Raw genomic sequence first — 17882 nt, 5'->3', positions numbered from 1 at the left:
ATAAAAATATGGCATATGAGGAAAAGAGGGAAACATTTGCAGATACCCGATAAAGAGAAGGTTATTATCGTTGGAAGCCAGACGATTGATTCCAATTTACATTTTCACTACTCCATGTCTGAGCTTGAGTCATTAGTTTCGACTGCGCGAGGGAATACCATTGCTTCATTGACTCAGAAACAGGAAAAAATCCATCCTTCTACTTATATTGGAAAAGGAAAATTGGAAGAACTGCAGCATTTAGAGGAAGAACTTGAACCAGATTTAATCATTTTTAATGATGAGCTTTCTCCAAGTCAGCAACGAAATCTCCAAGAAAAACTTATGGCAAAAGTGTTAGATCGTCCCCAATTAATATTGGATATCTTTGCACAACGAGCCCGTTCGAAAGAAGGGAAATTACAAGTTGAGCTTGCCCAACTTCAATATCTTTTACCAAGATTAGCAGGACAGGGTATTCTTCTCTCACGCTTAGGTGGCGGAATAGGAACAAGGGGACCAGGTGAAACGAAGCTAGAGTCAGACAGACGGCATATTCGTCGTAGAATTGATGAGATAAAAAAGCAATTACAAGTTGTCGTTCATCATCGTGAACGTTATCGTGAGAGAAGACGACGTAATCGAGCCTTTCAAATTGCCCTTGTTGGCTATACAAATGCAGGGAAATCCACGTTATTCAATAGATTATCCACTGCACAGGCATTTGAAGAAAATCAATTATTTGCAACCCTTGATCCCTTAACAAGAAAATTGGTCCTGCCTATTGGCTATAGCGCGATTCTTACGGACACAGTGGGATTTATCCAAGATCTTCCCACAACGTTAATTGCTGCGTTTCGTTCAACCCTAGAGGAAGTGCGAGATGCCGATCTTTTACTTCATGTAGTAGACAGTTCAAACCCTGATTATGAAAATCATGAGCATACTGTCCAGCATTTATTAAAAGAGTTAGAAATGGATCATTTGCCCCAATTAACCGTTTATAATAAATCGGATCAAATTACCCAAGAGTTTGTCCCTCAAACAGGTGAGCATTTAATTATGAGTGCTTTGAATGATAGTGACCGTCAAAAATTAAAACAAATCATTGAAAAAATGGCCACCGAAAATATGGATTATTATCAAGTCATCGTTCCGTCAAATGAAGGAAGACTTTTGTCCGTTTTGAAAAACGACACCATATTACGAGAATTTAAGTTTTTAGAAGAGGAACAATCCTATAAATGTAAAGGATATGTGCTGGAAGATCATCCCGTTAAGGCGGCGTTGGAATTATACGGAGATTAAAGGGAGTTAGAGAGAGAATGAATGTAGTACTGAAGCAGATGATTGAAAATATTGAAGAACAAATTTTACCAATCCATAGAAAAATTGATCAGGTGATTGAGGTAAACCAACAACGAGTGTTGGAAAGCTTTCAGAAACATCGGGTCAGCGAAATACATTTTACTCCTTCTACCGGATACGGGTATGGTGATATGGGGCGAGAAGTGTTAGAAGCTGTGTACGCTGATGTGTTTGGCGGAGAAGCGGCATTGGTTCGTCCGCAGATTATTTCTGGAACACATGCTATTTCTATTTCGCTATTTGCGATGCTCAGACCAGGTGATGAATTATTATATATGACTGGAAAGCCCTATGATACCCTGGAAGAGGTAGTTGGTTTAAGAGGGCATGACAATGGCTCGTTAAAGGAATATAATGTTAGCTATAATTGTGTAGATTTATGTGAAGATGGTTCTGTTGATTATGAGGCGATACGATATGCGATTAAACCAAACACAAAGATGATTGGCATTCAGCGTTCTAAAGGATATGGTGATCGACCTTCATTTACCATATCGGAAATTAAGACGATGATTGAGTTTGTAAAAGAAATAAAATCAGACTTGATTGTATTTGTGGATAATTGCTATGGTGAATTTGTTGAAGAATTTGAACCTTGTCATGTTGGGGCAGATTTAATGGCAGGCTCTTTAATCAAGAACCCCGGAGGCGGCATTGTAAAAACAGGCGGTTATATAGTGGGAAAGACACAATTTGTTGAGATGTGTGCTTATCGAATGACCTCACCGGGCATTGGACGAGAGGCAGGGGCTTCTCTCTATAGTTTACTTGAAATGTATCAGGGTTTCTTTTTGGCTCCTCATATTACAGGTCAAGCGTTAAAAGGAGCTGTTTTTACATCAGCTTTACTGGAAAAGGCTGGCCTACAAACATCACCGAAATGGAATGCCGAGCGAACAGATTTAATCCAATCTGTCCAATTCAATCATAAAGAAATGATGATCGCATTTTGTCAAGAAATCCAGGCGGCCTCTCCTGTCGATTCCTTTGTCACACCTTATCCAAGTCCAATGCCTGGTTATGAGCATGAAGTGATCATGGCTGCTGGGACCTTTATTCAAGGGGCAAGTATCGAGCTATCTGCTGATGGTCCTATTAGGCCCCCTTACATAGCTTATATTCAAGGGGGATTAACATATGCCCATGTAAAAATAGCTGTAACAAAAGCGTTAAATTGTTTACTAGAAAAAGGTTTAATCGATATAAGATAAGTGAATATAAATAGGTAGATAAATTTATCCTTTATTTTTTAGGGGAAATTTTATAAAATCTTAGGTGCATATAAGTAAATAAGAGAATAGGAATATGCAACTTTGAAATTACGGGAGGATATTTAGATTAATATGGGTAGATGTAGGTATACCAAAGAAGACATTGCGCGGTTAGCAAAAGAACAAAATGTTACATTTGTAAGGTTGCAATTTACGGATATTCTCGGCACGGTAAAAAATGTTGAAATTCCAATTACTCAATTGGAGAAGGCGTTGGATAATAAAATGATGTTCGATGGTTCCTCGATCGAAGGGTTTGTCAGAATTGAGGAGTCAGATATGTATTTATATCCCGACTTAGATACTTGGGTTGTATTCCCATGGTCTGCAAGTAAAGGCAAAGTTGCTCGATTAATTTGTGATGTGTACAATTCCAATCTGGAGCCTTTTGCCGGGGATCCACGAAGTAATTTAAAAAGAGTATTAAAAGAAATGGAACAGTATGGATTTACTAATTTCAATTTAGGACCTGAGCCTGAATTTTTCCTATTTAAATTAGATGACAATGGGGAGCCAACACTAGAATTAAATGACCATGGCGGTTATTTTGACTTAGCTCCTACTGATCTTGGGGAGAATTGTCGCCGCGACATCGTATTAGAATTAGAAGAATTAGGGTTTGAAATTGAGGCTTCTCATCATGAAGAAGCTCCAGGGCAACATGAAATTGATTTTAAATATGCTGATGCGATCACGGCTTGTGATCAAATCCAAACTTTTAAACTGGTTGTCAAAACAATGGCAAGAAAGCATGGACTTCACGCGACTTTCATGCCAAAGCCACTTTATGGGGTTGCAGGATCGGGAATGCATTTTAATTTATCATTATTTGATGATGGGGAAAATGTTTTCTATGATAAAAATGGGGAACTACAAATGAGTGAAACAGCCTATCATTTCTTGGCAGGAATTATTAAACATGCACCAGGCTTTACGGCGATTACGAATCCAACGATCAATTCTTATAAACGCTTGGTCCCTGGGTTTGAAGCACCTTGCTATATTGCTTGGTCAGCGCAAAATAGAAGTCCGCTTGTTCGCATCCCTTCCTCTCGTGGTCTTAGCACGCGAATTGAGGTAAGAAGCGTAGACCCAAGTGCGAATCCATATCTAGCCATGGCTGTTCTTCTTAAAGCTGGTTTAAGTGGCATTGAGGCCAAATTAACACCACCTCATGCTGTAGATAAAAACATTTATGTCATGAATAAAAAAGAAAGAAGTGAAGAAGGGGTCGTTGATTTACCAGCTAATTTATCAGAGGCCTTGGATCAACTAAAACAAAGTGAAATCATAAAAGCTGGTTTAGGCAGTCATATTTATGAAAATTTCATCGAAGCAAAAGAGATCGAATGGGATATGTTCCGAACTCAAGTCCATCCATGGGAGAGAGAACAGTATTTGAAGCAGTATTAATAAGAAAAGCGCAAGACGCCTTGCTATAGGAAGAAAGGCTAAGTTCGCGCCGTCCTGGCGGCAGACTCAAACGCGATGTCCTGTCGCTTCGTCTGGCACTAGTACATCCGGTACGTCGCAACGCTGTTCTGACCAACATCCTGTTGCCTTCCGACAAGCAAATGTTCTGAGACAAGAAAAATCCGGTTTTGACTTTTATTGTCTCAGGTTATTTGACCTCGAGGGGCTAGGCGCTGGAGCTGGTAGAAAACCGCTAAGGCCACCTGGCTTTGGCGGTTTCTTTGTGAGATTTTTAACTCCCCGATTACTAATTGAATCAATTTCATAATTCAGCTCTAATAGAGAAACACCTTGTTAGCTTAGCAAGGAGTAATTATAATATATTCTTATTTGCTTACTAAATAATAGCTGTGTTTTGTCGGCAGGATTTCTTAAAGTAAACCCATTTATATTTTTGCCAACAAATCATCAAACTTCTCTCGCCATTCTTTATGAGTAGTCCATTTAATATTTTGATTATCTCCTAATGTTCTAGGAACAACGTGAAAATGAAAATGAAATACATCCTGCTGAGCCTCTGGACCTGAACTATTAATGATTTGAACATTCTTTATTCCGAGTTTATCGTTATACAGCGACACAACCTTCTTTACGACCGAAATGACTCTAAATAATTCTTCTTCCGTTATATCAAAAATGTTCTCATAATGCTTCTTAGGAATGATTAAAGTATGATATTCATTGACAGGGTTAATATCAAGAAATGCATATGCGTATTCATCTTCACAAACCTTCCAAGATTTCGCTTCACCTTTTCCAATTTTACAGAATATACAATTTTCCATACGTAAGTCCCCTTTACTACATAATTAAAACTCACAATATTTCTTCTATTTCACAATGTTCCATGATACAAGGTATTTTCGTTTGAACAGTTACAGGAGCTGACCTTGCTGTATGATCTCGATAAATATTATAATAAATTCTATACATGTGAGAGGTGGGATGCAAAATGAAAAAATATCAATGCAAAAAGGTGATTGAAAAGTAGGTGATTTATTCTTCTTTTCAATCAAACAAAATCGACTAAATATTGAAAAGAGGGTATTATGTATCGTGATAATGAATTAACCATTCGTCAAATTGAGGAACAGGATTTATTAAAACTTTGGGAGCTAATCTACAAAGAGGATGCTCCAGAGTTGAAAAAGTGGGATGCACCATACTTTCCACACAAATCAATGCCATATGAACAATTTATTGAGAAAATGGCTGCAAATTGGATCGGCGAAGATGATTTTTGGGTTATAACCATTGAAATATTCATAACATATAAATACGATCTTAATAGAAACAAAAAACTTTTCAAAGAAAAGACGAAGGAGGAGCATTTTTTATCTCCCTTCGTCTTTTAATATTTTTTCCGAGAACAGTCACCTAAGCGATATTAACGCCAATATTTTGTCGGTTTACAACAGGAATGTTGGTTTGGTGGACAAACGCAGTAATGTTCTTCAGATACCGAATTAACAACAGATTGTGTGTGGGGGTAAGAATGCATATATTTATACGTTGTATGCTGTTGTTGCGTTGTGTGTGATGGGTGGACCATAGGGATATAAACATCTTGGCCTTGATACTCATTGAATTGTTTTGTTGGGCTATACTGTGCAGGCATAGTCTGGGCTGGTAACTGCTGCGCTGGCTTTACCTCAGGATATCCGCAATTGCACTTTCCTTCGCACCCACAAGGTTTGTTCCTATTCATTATAACAGCCTCCTTTTCACTATATATTATGAGAGGTGTCCATCATGTGTATGTTCAAATACCTAGTTTTCGTTTTATAAAGAAAGACTGCCATCAGTGGAGTGCATATGGATGCTTACACAGGGGAGAACAGAAAATTAATATGTGGCTGGTGTATTCGTCAAAATTCCAAAAAATTTGCCAGTTAATTTTAACTATGATAAAATTATATGTACTTTCAGGCGGTACATATTCTATCAATAAAGGACAGTTTATACCCGTTGGGAGGTAAACTGTCTTTGTTTATCTCGCATGAATTTCTTTGCCCATTCAATCTTTCAAATTTAGTTAACAGAATAATATACTTAGCTTAATCTGATCACGCAAATATGTAAGATAATTTTTATTATTTAGGTGATGATTTTTTATAAGCTAGAAGAAGGAGGATTTTATGAACGAGACAATCGATCGAAACGCTTTATTGAGAAGCGATGTAAAAAAACTAGGGAATATTTTAGGAGAAATTCTTGTTCACCATGGTGGTGTTGAATTATTTGATGAAGTAGAAGCTATTAGGGAAATGACGAAAAAGCTAAGGCAAGAATATGATGTCAATATTTATCAGCAACTAAAAGAGAAAATTCAGCAACTGCAACCACCTATGCGACAAAATGTGATAAGAGCCTTTTCGATTTATTTTCATTTAATTAATATCGCTGAACAAAATCACCGAATGCGTAGAAGAAAGCAATATAAAGTAGAGGAACAGAAAGCTCAACCTTTTTCAATTGAAAGAGCTGTATCAAAAGTAAAAGATTATAAGATGCCAAATGAAGCCTTGCAAAATGTTATTCATGATCTGTCCATTGAGCTTATCATTACGGCTCATCCAACGGAGGCAACAAAGCGCACTGTACTAGAGATACAAAAGAGAATCTCTACGATTTTGCAGAATTTAAACCGTCCAGCTATTGAAGAATTAGAGAAAGAAAACTTATTAGGAAATCTTTATAATGAAGTGGCGACTCTATGGCAAACAGACGAATTGCGTCATCGAAAGCCAAGGGTTTTGGATGAAGTTCGTAACGGACTTTACTATTTTGACCAAACGTTATTTGATGTCATTCCAGCTGTACACGAAGAATTAGAATTACAGTTAAAGAATCAAATAGACGATTTTGATTGGAAAGTTCCTAACTTTCTTCATTTTGGCTCTTGGATCGGTGGGGACAGGGATGGCAACCCAAATGTTACGCCGGAAATCACTTGGGAAACATTGCAAATGCAAAGAACTTTAATACTTAAAAAATATGACGATGCCATTAATGCGCTTATGAAGAGATTCAGTCAATCCACTGCTCGAATCAAAGTAAATGAGAATCTATTACAATCGATTGATAAAGAAGAGCCTGTTTATTTAAATGGAGAGGAAAAATGGCCGGTTACATCAGAAGTGTATCGTCGGAAATTTGCCATCATTTTAAAAAGACTTCATGAGGTTGGAAAATCTGATTTAGGTTATAAAGATTCAGAGGAACTGATAGAAGATTTACAGTTAATTTTGGAGAGTGCAGAAAGTCATCAGCCGCAGGGTAAAACCCTTAAATCATTACGTACACTGATTAGGCAAGTAAAATTATTTGGATTTCACTTAGTCACTTTAGATATTCGTAATCATAGCGGGGAACATGAATTTGCAGTAAACGAGATTTTTAAAGCTGTTAATATCACAAAGAATTATTCAGAACTCAACGAAGCGGAAAAAATAAAGATCCTGCAAGAGGCACTAAATAACCCTCGTCCATTACTATTATTCGAAGAGGATTATTCAAAACAAACAAGGGACATTTTAAAGATCTTTCATTTAATTAGAAATGCTCATAAAGAGTTTGGTAAACGTTCTATTCAAGTGTATCTAATCTCTATGACCCAATCTGCAAGTGATTTACTGGAAGTATTATTACTCGCAAAAGAGGCTGGGATTTATCGTCTGTATGCTGATGGTACAGTGGAATCTGACATCAATGTTGCTCCATTATTGGAAACCATCGATGATTTAATTGCGGGTCCAAAAATTATGAAGACTTTATTCGAAATGGATGTCTATTACAATCAGCTAAAGGCACATCAGAATCATCAGGAAATAATGTTAGGCTACTCAGATGGAAGCAAGGATGGCGGAACGTTAACGGCCAATTGGAAGCTCTTTAAAGCTCAGCAAGAGATCCATAATATGGCAAAGGATTTTGATATCCGTCTTAAGTTTTTCCATGGACGTGGTGGTTCATTAGGACGCGGTGGTGGATCATTGAATACCAGTATTCTTTCACAACCAGTGGAAACATTAGGAGATGGAGTTAAGATTACAGAACAAGGAGAGGTTCTCTCTTCAAGGTATTTAATCTCTGACATTGCATACAGAAATTTAGAACAAGCTGCATCAGCATTACTTGAAGCAAGCGTTCGAGCTTCAAGTGAATCACAAGTCGATTCTACCCGTGAGAAGGATTGGGAATTGGCGATGGAAGAAATGTCCAAACATTCATTAAAGAAGTATCAGTCGTTAGTGTTTGGTGATCCAGATTTCCTTACTTACTTTAATCAAGCAACACCACTGAAAGAAATTGGTGCACTCAATATAGGTTCGCGACCAATGAGTAGAAAAAATAGTCAGCAATTTGAGGACCTCAGAGCGATTCCTTGGGTTTTTGCTTGGACTCAATCTCGTCATATGCTGCCAGCATGGTATGCGGCAGGGACTGGGCTCGAAACCTTTATTAACCAAAAGCCACAGCATCTAGAAATATTACAAACAATGTATCGTAAATGGCCATTTTTCCGTTCGACAATTAATAATTTACAAATGGCTCTTATGAAAGCAGATATGGCAACAGCAAAGCAATATCTAACATTGGTTCAGTCACCTGATATAGCGGAGAGAATTTATAGTAATATTTTTGATGAATATCAGCGGACGAAAAAAGCTTTATTGCTCATTTCTGAAAATGAAGAACTTCTCGACCATGTTCCAAATATTAAAGAATCTGTGCATAGAAGAAATCCATATGTAGATCCTTTAAATTTCTTGCAAGTCTATTTAATTCAAAAATTAAGAGAAACCGATGAACCATCAGAGGATTTAGTGACGGAAGTATTGCTTACCATTAATGGGGTAGCTGCTGGTTTAGTCAATACTGGTTGATTCATCGAGCGTATGTCCGTGAGGCGGGTTGCAAATTTTGCAGCCCGCCTTTTTTGGGTTCTTCTTCTCCATTTATACAGACGAAAAAGAGAGCAGAAGGAAAGATTGTAATGAAATTCTTCTGTTCTCGATGTAACTTTTTCAAATTCCACAACCGTTTCTGTTATCACGTTCTTTCCCTCATTCTATCTATTCTTGTAAATTTTCCTCATAGACTACTAATTCTTTTCATAAAGATGAATAAAGACAAATTTTATAAAGGACTGAAGTGAATGTTCCGATTTGTAGCAAAATCTACCCTAACCATCATTGCAATATTTTGTCTTACTTCGGCTATCGCCTTTTCAAGTATTAAAGTAAACTTTCTGTCATTTTTAGGAGATGATTTCTCAAGAACAGAGTCATTCTTATACCTTATGAGTCTTGAAAATCATTCGCTTACATCTGTCCTAGACACTCAGAAGGAAAGCTCCTTAGGCGAAGTGGCATTAGAGTTTATGACGAATATAAATTTAACAGATATGAAAACATTTCTGATTACGGAAATCCCTGGTTTACGAGCTGTCACTCCGCAAATTCTAATCGCGGGAAAAGGAACGGATTTTACAAATCTACCGATTGAATCTCCTCCCCCGAAAGATTTCGACTACTGGGAAAATGAGGAGGATGCTAATCCAGAACAAAAAGAGCAAGAGGATAAAGAGGAACAAGAAAAAACGGAAAAAGATTTGACGGAGGATTACAAAGTATATATTTATCATACACATACGTATGAATCATTTTTCCCAATGCTCCCAAATGCAAAAGAAGCAAATGAAACATTCCATAAAGAAAAAAATATCACTCTGTTTGGAAAACGACTAAGTGAGAAATTGAAGGATAAGGGGATTAATACTTTAGTAGAACAAAAGGATATACAGGCCTTGTTAAATGAACGAAATATGGACTATGGTCAATCTTATGTAGCATCGAGAGAAGTGGCTGCGGAAACATTGAATCAAAATAAGGGCATCGACATTGTCTTTGATATCCACCGCGATGCTGCTAGGAAAGATACGACGACTACTGAGATAAATGGCAAATCTTATGCCAAAGTGATGTTTGTCATTGGGACGGGGCATGATCATTTTGAGAAAAACTTTGCTTTTGCCAATGATCTTCATCAATTGCTGGAGAAAAAGTATCCAACAGTTTCAAGGGGAGCATTCAAGAAACAAAAATCGATGGGAAGTAACGGGGTTTATAATCAGGACCTAGCAGAGAAGTCGATTGTAATGGAGATTGGGGGAATCGATAACACAGAGGAGGAGCTAAATCGTACAGTTGATGCACTAGCAGATGTAATAAGTGAGTATTATTGGGACGACGCGGTTGAAACAACAAAATAAATACAAAAGCGCAAGCGCCTTGATCAGCCCCGACAAGCAAATGTTCCCTTCCTAGGTTCAGGGTTATTTGACCTCGAGGGGCTAGGCGCTGGAGCTGGATGCCGACCGCAACATAAGTTACTTATCCACAAGCGACAATTTTATAGTTTCCAAAGTAACTAAAAAGCCTTAACTCATATGCAGTTAAGGCTTGGAAGATTAATGAATAATATTCCGATAAAGACCGATGACTTTCCCTAAGATTGAAACATCTCTTAAAATAATCGGTTCCATACTTGAGTTTTCTGGCTGGAGTCGGAAATAATCTTTTTCCTTAAAAAAGCGTTTCACTGTTGCTTCGTTATCTTCTGTCATGGCTACAACAATATCATTATTATTGGCTGTTTGCTGTTGTCGAACAATTACATAATCACCATCTAAGATACCAGTCTCGATCATGCTTTCACCCACAATTTCAAGCATGAAAATTTGTTCGTCATCGGGAACTAATTGTTCAGGTAGAGGAAAATATTCTTCGATATTCTCAATGGCTGAAATAGGTAGTCCAGCAGTAACCTTACCAACAATAGGAACATTGATTGTTCTTTGGCGAGGAATATTATCTTCTTCTACCTGTAAAATCTCAATCGCCCTAGGTTTTGTAGGGTCGCGTCTAATTAACCCTTTCTTTTCAAGCCGAGCAAGATGCCCATGAACCGTTGAACTCGAAGCTAATCCAACAGCCTGTCCAATTTCCCGTACGGATGGAGGATATCCTTTGCTTTTCACTTCATTTTTTATGAAATCAATAATGTCTTGTTGTCTTTTGGATAACTTTGTCAAATGTCTCACTCTCCCTCTATAAATATATCTATCTTAATTATAGCACGAAAATACATATACAACAAACGTAAGTTCGAAAAAAGCATTGACAACAAACGGTTGTTCTCATATAATGAATTTACATAAGAACAAACATTCTAAAAAAAGACGGGGGTCATAAATATGATAACTTTATGGAGAAAATATTCATTTATCATTGTATTTATATTCATTACATTTCTTATGGGAATTTATATAATAAGTAGTAAGACAAGTAGTGAGCAAACCCATTTAACTGTAACAGTTCAAGAAGGAGATTCCCTTTGGTCGATCTCAAAGAAATATGCGGAAGAATACGGGATTTCAACCGCTCAATTTGTAAAAATTATTGAGAAGGAAAATCAACTTTATGGAAAAGTGATCAAAAGCGGTGAACAACTTGTTATACCAGGTGAATATATTCATTCTTCGCCTTCACAACTGAAAATGGCACTAAAGGAAGAGTAAGGAAGTGTAAAAATGAAGGCTCTTATCTATTGCAGAGTAAGTACAGAAAAGGATACACAGGTCACCTCGCTCCATCGTCAGCAAGAAGAACTGGAGATGGCGGCAAAAAATTGGGGTTTAAACGTTCAGTCGGTTATTTGCGATCAAGCAAGTGGCTATGATATGGAAAGACCTGGTATTTTAGATGTATTTGAAAGAATAAAAAATGACGATATTGAAGCTATTTTAATCCAAGATGAAACGAGGATAGGCAGGGGAAATGCAAAAATCGCCTTGCTTCATTGCTTAATGAAGGAAAATGTGAAGGTTTATAATGTAGCACAAAATGGTGAGCTTCAACTATCTGAGGCTGACTCAATGGTCCTTAATATATTGAGTGTTGTAGAGGAATACCAGCGAACATTACATAATTTAAAAATAAAAAGAGGTATGAAACGTGCGGTTAAAAAAGGTTATCGGCCTGAGAAAAACCTAAAGAACCGTGGAAATATAGATGGGAGAGAAAGAAAAGTCGTCCCTATCGAAGAGATTGTAAGATTGCGGAAGAATAAATTGACTTTTGCAGAAATTGCTGCGACCTTAAGGGGATTCGGATACGAAATTTCTAAAGCTACGGTCCATAGAAGATACCAGGAGTATATGTTGCAATCAGACATAGAAACAAAAACAGAATAGCTTTAGTTGAAGGCAGATCATTTGTGATCTGTGCTTTTTTTTAGTAGGATAATATAAATTATGCCAAGTTTAAAGGAGCTTCTTTATGTTATCAAAGGAAAAAATTAAAAGAATTAATCAATTGGCCAAAAAAGCTAAAACATCAGGACTATCAAATGAAGAAGCGAAAGAACAAACAAAGCTTCGCTCTGAATATTTACAGCAATTTCGTTCATCCATGAGGCAAACAATCGAAAATGTACGTGTTTTCGATACAGAGGGCCAAGATGTAACACCTGAAAAGGTCAAACGCATTCAAGAAGGAAAAAACAAAAAACTTCATTAAAACGCATGCTCAATAAGGAAGTTGATGCAAGTTTTTCAAAATATGGTAAAATATAAAGCAGATTGAGTGAAAGGAAGTTGAGATATGTTTACGAAAGAGGATCAAATAGCAATAAATACTATACGAACATTATCGATCGATGCGATTGAAAAAGCAAATTCAGGACATCCTGGCTTACCAATGGGTGCAGCTCCTATGGCCTATACACTATGGACAAGATTTATGGATCATAATCCGAAAAATCCAGCTTGGTTTAACCGTGATCGTTTTGTGCTTTCAGCAGGACATGGCTCCATGTTACTATATAGCTTACTGCATCTATCAGGTTATGGTGTTGAAATGGATGACATTAAGAATTTCCGCCAATGGGGAAGTAGAACACCCGGGCATCCTGAGTATGGTCATACTCCAGGTGTAGAAGCAACAACAGGGCCACTTGGCCAAGGAATTGCAATGGCCGTTGGGATGGCAATGGCTGAGAAGCATCTCGCAGCTACCTATAATCAAGATGGCTATAATGTGGTGGATCACTATACTTACGCATTATGTGGTGATGGCGATTTAATGGAAGGTGTTTCATCTGAGGCAGTTTCCCTAGCTGGTCACTTAAAATTAGGAAAAATGATTTTATTATATGACTCCAATGATATCACTCTTGATGGAGAACTTGATAAATCCTTCTCTGAAAATGTAGGAGATCGTTTTAAAGCTTATGGTTGGCACTATATTAGAGTAGGGGATGGAAATAACGTCGAAGAAATCGCCAAAGCTTTGGAAGAAGCAAAGGCGGAAACCTCTAAACCAACCTTAATTGAAGTAAAAACGGTTATTGGCTATGGCTCTCCGAATAAATCTGGGAAATCAGCTGTTCACGGTGCTCCATTAGGCGAGGATGAAATGAAGCTAACAAAAGAATACTATAAATGGACATATGAAGAAGATTTCCATGTCCCAGCAGAAGTCTATGAATTATTCGAAAAAACAATTATTAAAAATGGACAAGAAAAAGAATCTGAGTGGGAAAACCGCTTAGCTAAATATAAGCAAGCATACCCAGAACTTGCAAGCCAATTTGAACAAGCCATTGCTGGAAAGCTTCCTGAAAATTGGGATCAAGATATTCCTGTCTATGAGGAAGGGAAAAGCTTAGCAACAAGAGCATCAAGCAGTGAAGTTCTAAATGCGATTGCTAAAAATACGCCTAGCCTAATTGGCGGAGCAGCTGACTTGGCTGGTTCTAATAAAACAATGATCTCTGGTTCTCCTGATTATAGTGCAGACGACTATTCTGGAAGAAATATTTGGTTTGGGGTAAGAGAATTTGGTATGGGTGCAGCGATGAATGGCATGGTGCTCCATGGTGGGTTACATGTCTTTGGCGGAACCTTCTTCGTGTTCTCTGATTATTTACGTCCCGCTATTCGTCTAGCTTCTTTAATGGAACTACCTGTTACCTATGTATTTACTCATGATAGTATTGCGGTTGGAGAAGATGGACCAACTCACGAACCAATTGAACAGCTAGCTTCATTACGTGCTATGCCTGGCCTTTCAGTTATCAGACCAGCAGATGGAAATGAAACAGCAGCGGCTTGGCGTCTAGCATTAAATTCGAAGCATCAACCTACAGCTCTTGTACTAACACGCCAAAACTTAGATACGATGCCTGGAACTATTGATGGAGCGGTTGATGGGGTAGAAAAAGGTGCCTATGTTGTTTCTCCTGCAAAAGAGGAAAATGTAGACCTTCTCCTTCTAGCAACAGGTTCAGAGGTAAACTTGGCTGTGGAGTCTCAGCAAGCATTAGCTGACAAGGGAATCCAAGCAACAGTTGTAAGTATGCCTTCATGGGATCGGTTTGAAAAGCAATCAAAAGAGTATAAGGAATCTGTATTGCCTAGCTCTGTTAAAAAGCGTCTTGCCATTGAAGTGGGTTCTTCCTTTGGCTGGGAAAGATACACTGGTGATGACGGAGCAGTACTTGGAATCGATCGATTCGGTGCCTCAGCACCAGGAGGAAAAGTCATGGCAGAATACGGATTTACCGTTGAAAATGTTGTAGCTCAGGTTGAAGAATTACTGAATCGCTAATAGTAAAATGTATGTAACGATCTAAATGGGTGAAAGAGAGGGGACCCCTCTCTTTTTTTTATAAGAAAAGTATATATTTGACTCGTATTATTAGACTTCGAAAACCTTGTAGGGAATGCTGAAATTTAAATGTTTTTTCTGAATATAACAAGATTAGACAAAAAATTTATCAAACCTCATCTATAATAGAGTAAAATAAGGCTGAGGAGTGAAGGGATCATGAGAATTTATTTGATTTACTTAATAGAAGATGAATTTGCCGAGTATTTCTATGGACGAGAAAGTAAAATTGTCGAATTGTTCAGAGCGGAAAAACAGTCGCATGGCGAATTATTAGAAACTATTAGAAAACAAATTAATTACATAACGAGACCATTGCCTTATTTAGATCTGCATAAACATTTATCATATGAGGTTGAAAAAAGAGAGTTTTTTATTAACGGAAAAACATACTGTAAGGAATCTAACTATAAAAATGATGGAGCAGAATTATCGATTGGAGAACGCTTTTTACAATTAAAAGCGTGGGGTGGATATGATAGTGAGTCTAGTTTTTTCGAAGCATTACGTAAATTTGATGGTAGATTTTTAGCCATGGATATGAAACATAACCATTATGGCTGGGTAAAGCCAATTAAAGAAAGAAAATATGTATGAAATCGTCGGCCATTATTGTATAATAATCAAGGATTTAGTAAACTGAATGATAGACAACTTGAAGGAGGATCACTATGTGGTGGCAATTTGGACTAACGGGTTTTTTATGTCTCCTAGCAGGACTAGCCCTAGGCTTTTTCATAGCCCGAAAATATATGATGGATTATTTAAAGAAAAATCCACCAATCAATGAACAAATGCTAAAAATGATGATGATGCAAATGGGAATGAAACCATCCCAAAAGAAAATCAATCAAATGATGAATGCAATGAATAAACAGATGGATAAGTAACCATTGGTACAACAACGCTTCTAACAATTTAGGAACTTGTTCATTCGCTTAACATAGCTGTTTGATTAATTTTTCTCAAACCACTTTTTCTAACAGAAAAAGTGGTTTTTGTGCTTTTAAAAGCCTTAATCGAAAACCAATCAATGCCAAGGGATACACGCAAATGGAAGATGCTGGCGGCTAATGAGCCTCCTTATGCAGTGTACGGGACTGACCGAGATTTTGTCTATACGAGATCGCATATTCCATTTGCGACATTCTAACGATATCCTGCTCCCAACTAATTGCCCACTATTTATAATGCTTTTTCCGCCGATTCAACAGTATGCTTCATCAATGTAGCAATTGTTACAGGACCAATACCACCTGGAACAGGGGTTATGGCGCTGGCAACTTCATAACAAGTATTATAATCAATATCCCCGACATTCCCTTTGTTATAACCTGCATCTAAAACGATTGCCCCCTTCTTTAACCAACTTCCTTGAATAAACTTAGGTTTCCCTACCGCTGCAACGACGATATCTGCTTGTTTTACAATGTCAGGTAAATTGGAAGTTCTTGAATGGCAGGTAGTAACGGTTGCATTTTCATTAAGAAGTAACGCTGAAATAGGTTTCCCTAGGATTGGGCTTCTCCCAACTACTACAGCATGTTTACCATCAATTTGTATCTGATAATATTCTAATATTTTCATAATTGCAGCTGGAGTACAGGAAGGATATTCCCCAAACCCTAATGCTGTCTGACCGTATCCTCTACTTGTAACACCATCTACGTCTTTTCGAATATCAATTGCTTCAAAAGCAAGCCGCTCATCAATATGCGCTGGGACTGGATGCTGCAAAAGAATGCCATGAACGGAATGATCATTATTTAATTCTTGAATCGTTTTTACTAACTCTATTGTTTCTGTTTCTTCGGGCAAATCAACACGAATGGACTTTATACCTATTCTTTTACACGCATTGCCTTTCATTCTTACATATGTCTCTGAAGCTGGATTATTCCCAACCAAAATTGTTGCAAGGCAAGGTATGATACCATTGTTTATTAATGATTCAATTCGTTCTTTCAAGTGTTCTTTTATTTCTTTAGCTACGACATTCCCATCCATAATGATTTTCTCCATAATAATAACTCCTCCTCAAATGTAATAAAAAAGAGATAAGGATGATATCCTTATCTCTGCCCAGACGACCCGACCATATAAAACACAGCTTCCTTGTGGTCTTTTCCACAAATGTCGTCAGTTACTGTGTCAAGTTTCCTTATATAAGAAAAAGATAGCATATAGGAATTAAATGTCAATAAATGGATGTGTTTTTATTACCATTAAAGAGGATATTCCAATTGCGGTATTCCAATACTATATCTCTTTCCACTGTATTTTGAAGTGAAAAGTGTTTTTTATATTTTAAAGAAACTTCATTCGTTAATATTCAACAAATTAAAGACAAGATTTTTATTTATAACGAATTCCGTTAGACAATTTTTCTAAACTAGACCAATCTACTATTCGAATAAAATCCTTGTCTTTTTCAATCATGTTCTTTTGTATTAGTGATTGAATGACACGATTTAGATGTCTATAGGTTGTCCCAAGTAAATCTGCAATTTCTTTAATATTTGAAGTTTGTATTTCTTTACCAAATCTATGCTTAGATTCAACTGATAAGGTTGATAAGAGGTAACTGGCAAATTTACTTTCCACCGTGGCCAATAAATTGACACGGGAAGCTGTTGTACAAGTTTGCAGCTTATAGCTTACATGTTCTAATAATGTTCGCAAAAAATTTGGATTTTTCATCTCAAATTGTTTAATATAATGAACGGGTAATCCGATGAATAAGCATGTATTCACTGCTTTAACTTGTGATTGAACGGGAACTTCTTGAATTAGTTCAATATCACCAATAATAGAGAAGGGTTGTGCAAATCGTAGTAAAAGTGATTTTCCAGTTTCGATGCTTGAAGTGATTTTTACGTTTCCTTCTACTAAAAACAATAATGATTCCAGCTCACTTCCTTCTAGTAAAATAATTTCATCTGGATCATATTGCTGAAGCGTAAACGGAAGTGGCTTTGCTGCATTAAATATTTGCTCAATCTGAAATTCTTGTAACTTCGTTTCCAGCTTTTGTTTATTATGAATAAACTTCATA

General features: G+C 37.1%; 17 protein-coding genes and 1 riboswitch. Of the genes, 12 read left to right on the top strand and 5 right to left on the bottom strand.

All coding sequences use genetic code 11. The annotated features are described in order from the left end of the window. Window positions 1-36 precede the first annotated feature (36 nt). From hflX to glnA, 3 genes are all read left to right on the top strand, one after another. Complete coding sequence (gene hflX / locus IPU53_RS08465) at window positions 37-1287, top strand: GTPase HflX (protein WP_242698154.1); 1251 nt, start codon at window positions 37-39, stop codon at window positions 1285-1287. 38 nt (window positions 1288-1325) lie between these two features. After that, window positions 1326-2558 (top strand): aminotransferase class I/II-fold pyridoxal phosphate-dependent enzyme, encoded by a 1233-nt coding sequence (locus tag IPU53_RS08460; RefSeq protein WP_396019930.1) that lies wholly within the window; start codon window positions 1326-1328, stop codon window positions 2556-2558. 132 nt (window positions 2559-2690) lie between these two features. Continuing rightward, entirely contained in the window at window positions 2691-4031 is a 1341-nt protein-coding gene (gene glnA, locus IPU53_RS08455; protein WP_207449799.1) for a type I glutamate--ammonia ligase, read from the top strand. A gap of 446 nt (window positions 4032-4477) precedes the next feature. On the opposite strand, the gene IPU53_RS08450 is transcribed toward glnA, so the two are convergent. Beyond that, window positions 4478-4876, bottom strand: a complete 399-nt coding sequence (locus IPU53_RS08450) for an HIT family protein (protein WP_207449797.1) — start codon at window positions 4874-4876, stop codon at window positions 4478-4480. Window positions 4877-5140: 264 nt separating this feature from the next. Between IPU53_RS08450 and IPU53_RS08445 the strand changes: the two genes are divergently transcribed. Further along, window positions 5141-5446: a hypothetical protein gene (locus IPU53_RS08445; RefSeq protein ID WP_207449795.1), complete on the top strand. Its 306-nt coding sequence runs from the start codon at window positions 5141-5143 to the stop codon at window positions 5444-5446. 32 nt (window positions 5447-5478) lie between these two features. Here IPU53_RS08445 and IPU53_RS24900 read toward each other — a convergent pair whose 3' ends face one another. Next, window positions 5479-5709 carry a CotD family spore coat protein gene (locus tag IPU53_RS24900; protein WP_278253257.1) on the bottom strand — a complete coding sequence of 77 codons (231 nt, stop codon included), beginning with the start codon at window positions 5707-5709 and terminating at the stop codon, window positions 5479-5481. A gap of 520 nt (window positions 5710-6229) precedes the next feature. Here IPU53_RS24900 and ppc point away from each other — a divergent pair. Then, on the top strand, window positions 6230-8980 hold the full coding sequence (gene ppc, locus IPU53_RS08435) for a phosphoenolpyruvate carboxylase (protein ID WP_207449791.1): 2751 nt from the start codon (window positions 6230-6232) through the stop codon (window positions 8978-8980). 272 nt (window positions 8981-9252) lie between these two features. Next, window positions 9253-10368, top strand: a complete 1116-nt coding sequence (spoIIP, locus tag IPU53_RS08430) for a stage II sporulation protein P (RefSeq protein WP_207449789.1) — start codon at window positions 9253-9255, stop codon at window positions 10366-10368. Between the two features lie 198 nt (window positions 10369-10566). Here spoIIP and lexA read toward each other — a convergent pair whose 3' ends face one another. Beyond that, the gene (gene lexA / locus IPU53_RS08425; RefSeq protein ID WP_207449787.1) at window positions 10567-11190 is read right to left on the bottom strand and encodes a transcriptional repressor LexA; all 624 of its coding nucleotides are present in this window, start codon (window positions 11188-11190) and stop codon (window positions 10567-10569) included. A gap of 162 nt (window positions 11191-11352) precedes the next feature. Here lexA and yneA point away from each other — a divergent pair, with 162 nt between their 5' ends. The 6 genes from yneA (at window position 11353) to IPU53_RS08395 (ending at window position 15717) form a co-directional block, all read left to right on the top strand. Further along, the gene (yneA, locus tag IPU53_RS08420) at window positions 11353-11676 is read left to right on the top strand and encodes a cell division suppressor protein YneA (protein WP_207449785.1); all 324 of its coding nucleotides are present in this window, start codon (window positions 11353-11355) and stop codon (window positions 11674-11676) included. 12 nt (window positions 11677-11688) lie between these two features. Beyond that, entirely contained in the window at window positions 11689-12351 is a 663-nt protein-coding gene (locus IPU53_RS08415; protein ID WP_207449783.1) for a YneB family resolvase-like protein, read from the top strand. Between the two features lie 85 nt (window positions 12352-12436). Then, the gene (locus tag IPU53_RS08410; RefSeq protein WP_207449781.1) at window positions 12437-12676 is read left to right on the top strand and encodes a DUF896 domain-containing protein; all 240 of its coding nucleotides are present in this window, start codon (window positions 12437-12439) and stop codon (window positions 12674-12676) included. A gap of 84 nt (window positions 12677-12760) precedes the next feature. After that, window positions 12761-14767 (top strand): transketolase, encoded by a 2007-nt coding sequence (gene tkt, locus IPU53_RS08405; RefSeq protein ID WP_207449779.1) that lies wholly within the window; start codon window positions 12761-12763, stop codon window positions 14765-14767. Window positions 14768-14986: 219 nt separating this feature from the next. Next, the gene (sirA, locus tag IPU53_RS08400; protein WP_207449777.1) at window positions 14987-15424 is read left to right on the top strand and encodes a sporulation inhibitor of replication protein SirA; all 438 of its coding nucleotides are present in this window, start codon (window positions 14987-14989) and stop codon (window positions 15422-15424) included. A 74-nt stretch (window positions 15425-15498) separates the two neighbouring features. After that, complete coding sequence (locus IPU53_RS08395; protein WP_207449775.1) at window positions 15499-15717, top strand: YneF family protein; 219 nt, start codon at window positions 15499-15501, stop codon at window positions 15715-15717. Window positions 15718-16012: 295 nt separating this feature from the next. Here IPU53_RS08395 and IPU53_RS08390 read toward each other — a convergent pair whose 3' ends face one another. Then, entirely contained in the window at window positions 16013-16849 is an 837-nt protein-coding gene (locus IPU53_RS08390; RefSeq protein ID WP_242698153.1) for a bifunctional 5,10-methylenetetrahydrofolate dehydrogenase/5,10-methenyltetrahydrofolate cyclohydrolase, read from the bottom strand. 51 nt (window positions 16850-16900) lie between these two features. After that, window positions 16901-16984: riboswitch (ZMP/ZTP riboswitch) on the bottom strand. Window positions 16985-17182: 198 nt separating this feature from the next. Next, complete coding sequence (locus IPU53_RS08385) at window positions 17183-17881, bottom strand: Crp/Fnr family transcriptional regulator (RefSeq protein WP_207449773.1); 699 nt, start codon at window positions 17879-17881, stop codon at window positions 17183-17185. Window position 17882 lies beyond the last annotated feature (1 nt).

This window comes from Bacillus sp. SD088 (genome assembly GCF_017355205.1).
GTDB lineage: Bacteria > Bacillota > Bacilli > Bacillales > Bacillaceae_C > Lederbergia.
The sequence above is the reverse complement of the archived record's forward strand: the minus strand, read 5'-3'. Positions and strand labels throughout refer to the sequence as shown.

Excerpts from the sequence above, each read along its gene's own strand:
- ppc (WP_207449791.1), top strand. The coding sequence starts at position 6,230 with ATGAACGAGACAATCGATCGAAACGCTTTATTGAGAAGCGATGTAAAA.
- IPU53_RS08395 (WP_207449775.1), top strand. The coding sequence starts at position 15,499 with ATGTGGTGGCAATTTGGACTAACGGGTTTTTTATGTCTCCTAGCAGGA.
- yneA (WP_207449785.1), top strand. The coding sequence starts at position 11,353 with ATGATAACTTTATGGAGAAAATATTCATTTATCATTGTATTTATATTC.
- IPU53_RS08390 (WP_242698153.1), bottom strand. The coding sequence starts at position 16,849 with ATGGAGAAAATCATTATGGATGGGAATGTCGTAGCTAAAGAAATAAAA.
- IPU53_RS08410 (WP_207449781.1), top strand. The coding sequence starts at position 12,437 with ATGTTATCAAAGGAAAAAATTAAAAGAATTAATCAATTGGCCAAAAAA.
- IPU53_RS08450 (WP_207449797.1), bottom strand. The coding sequence starts at position 4,876 with ATGGAAAATTGTATATTCTGTAAAATTGGAAAAGGTGAAGCGAAATCT.
- IPU53_RS24900 (WP_278253257.1), bottom strand. The coding sequence starts at position 5,709 with ATGCCTGCACAGTATAGCCCAACAAAACAATTCAATGAGTATCAAGGC.
- sirA (WP_207449777.1), top strand. The coding sequence starts at position 14,987 with ATGAGAATTTATTTGATTTACTTAATAGAAGATGAATTTGCCGAGTAT.
- IPU53_RS08445 (WP_207449795.1), top strand. The coding sequence starts at position 5,141 with ATGTATCGTGATAATGAATTAACCATTCGTCAAATTGAGGAACAGGAT.
- spoIIP (WP_207449789.1), top strand. The coding sequence starts at position 9,253 with ATGTTCCGATTTGTAGCAAAATCTACCCTAACCATCATTGCAATATTT.
- glnA (WP_207449799.1), top strand. The coding sequence starts at position 2,691 with ATGGGTAGATGTAGGTATACCAAAGAAGACATTGCGCGGTTAGCAAAA.
- IPU53_RS08385 (WP_207449773.1), bottom strand. The coding sequence starts at position 17,881 with ATGAAGTTTATTCATAATAAACAAAAGCTGGAAACGAAGTTACAAGAA.
- IPU53_RS08460 (WP_396019930.1), top strand. The coding sequence starts at position 1,326 with ATGATTGAAAATATTGAAGAACAAATTTTACCAATCCATAGAAAAATT.
- tkt (WP_207449779.1), top strand. The coding sequence starts at position 12,761 with ATGTTTACGAAAGAGGATCAAATAGCAATAAATACTATACGAACATTA.
- IPU53_RS08415 (WP_207449783.1), top strand. The coding sequence starts at position 11,689 with ATGAAGGCTCTTATCTATTGCAGAGTAAGTACAGAAAAGGATACACAG.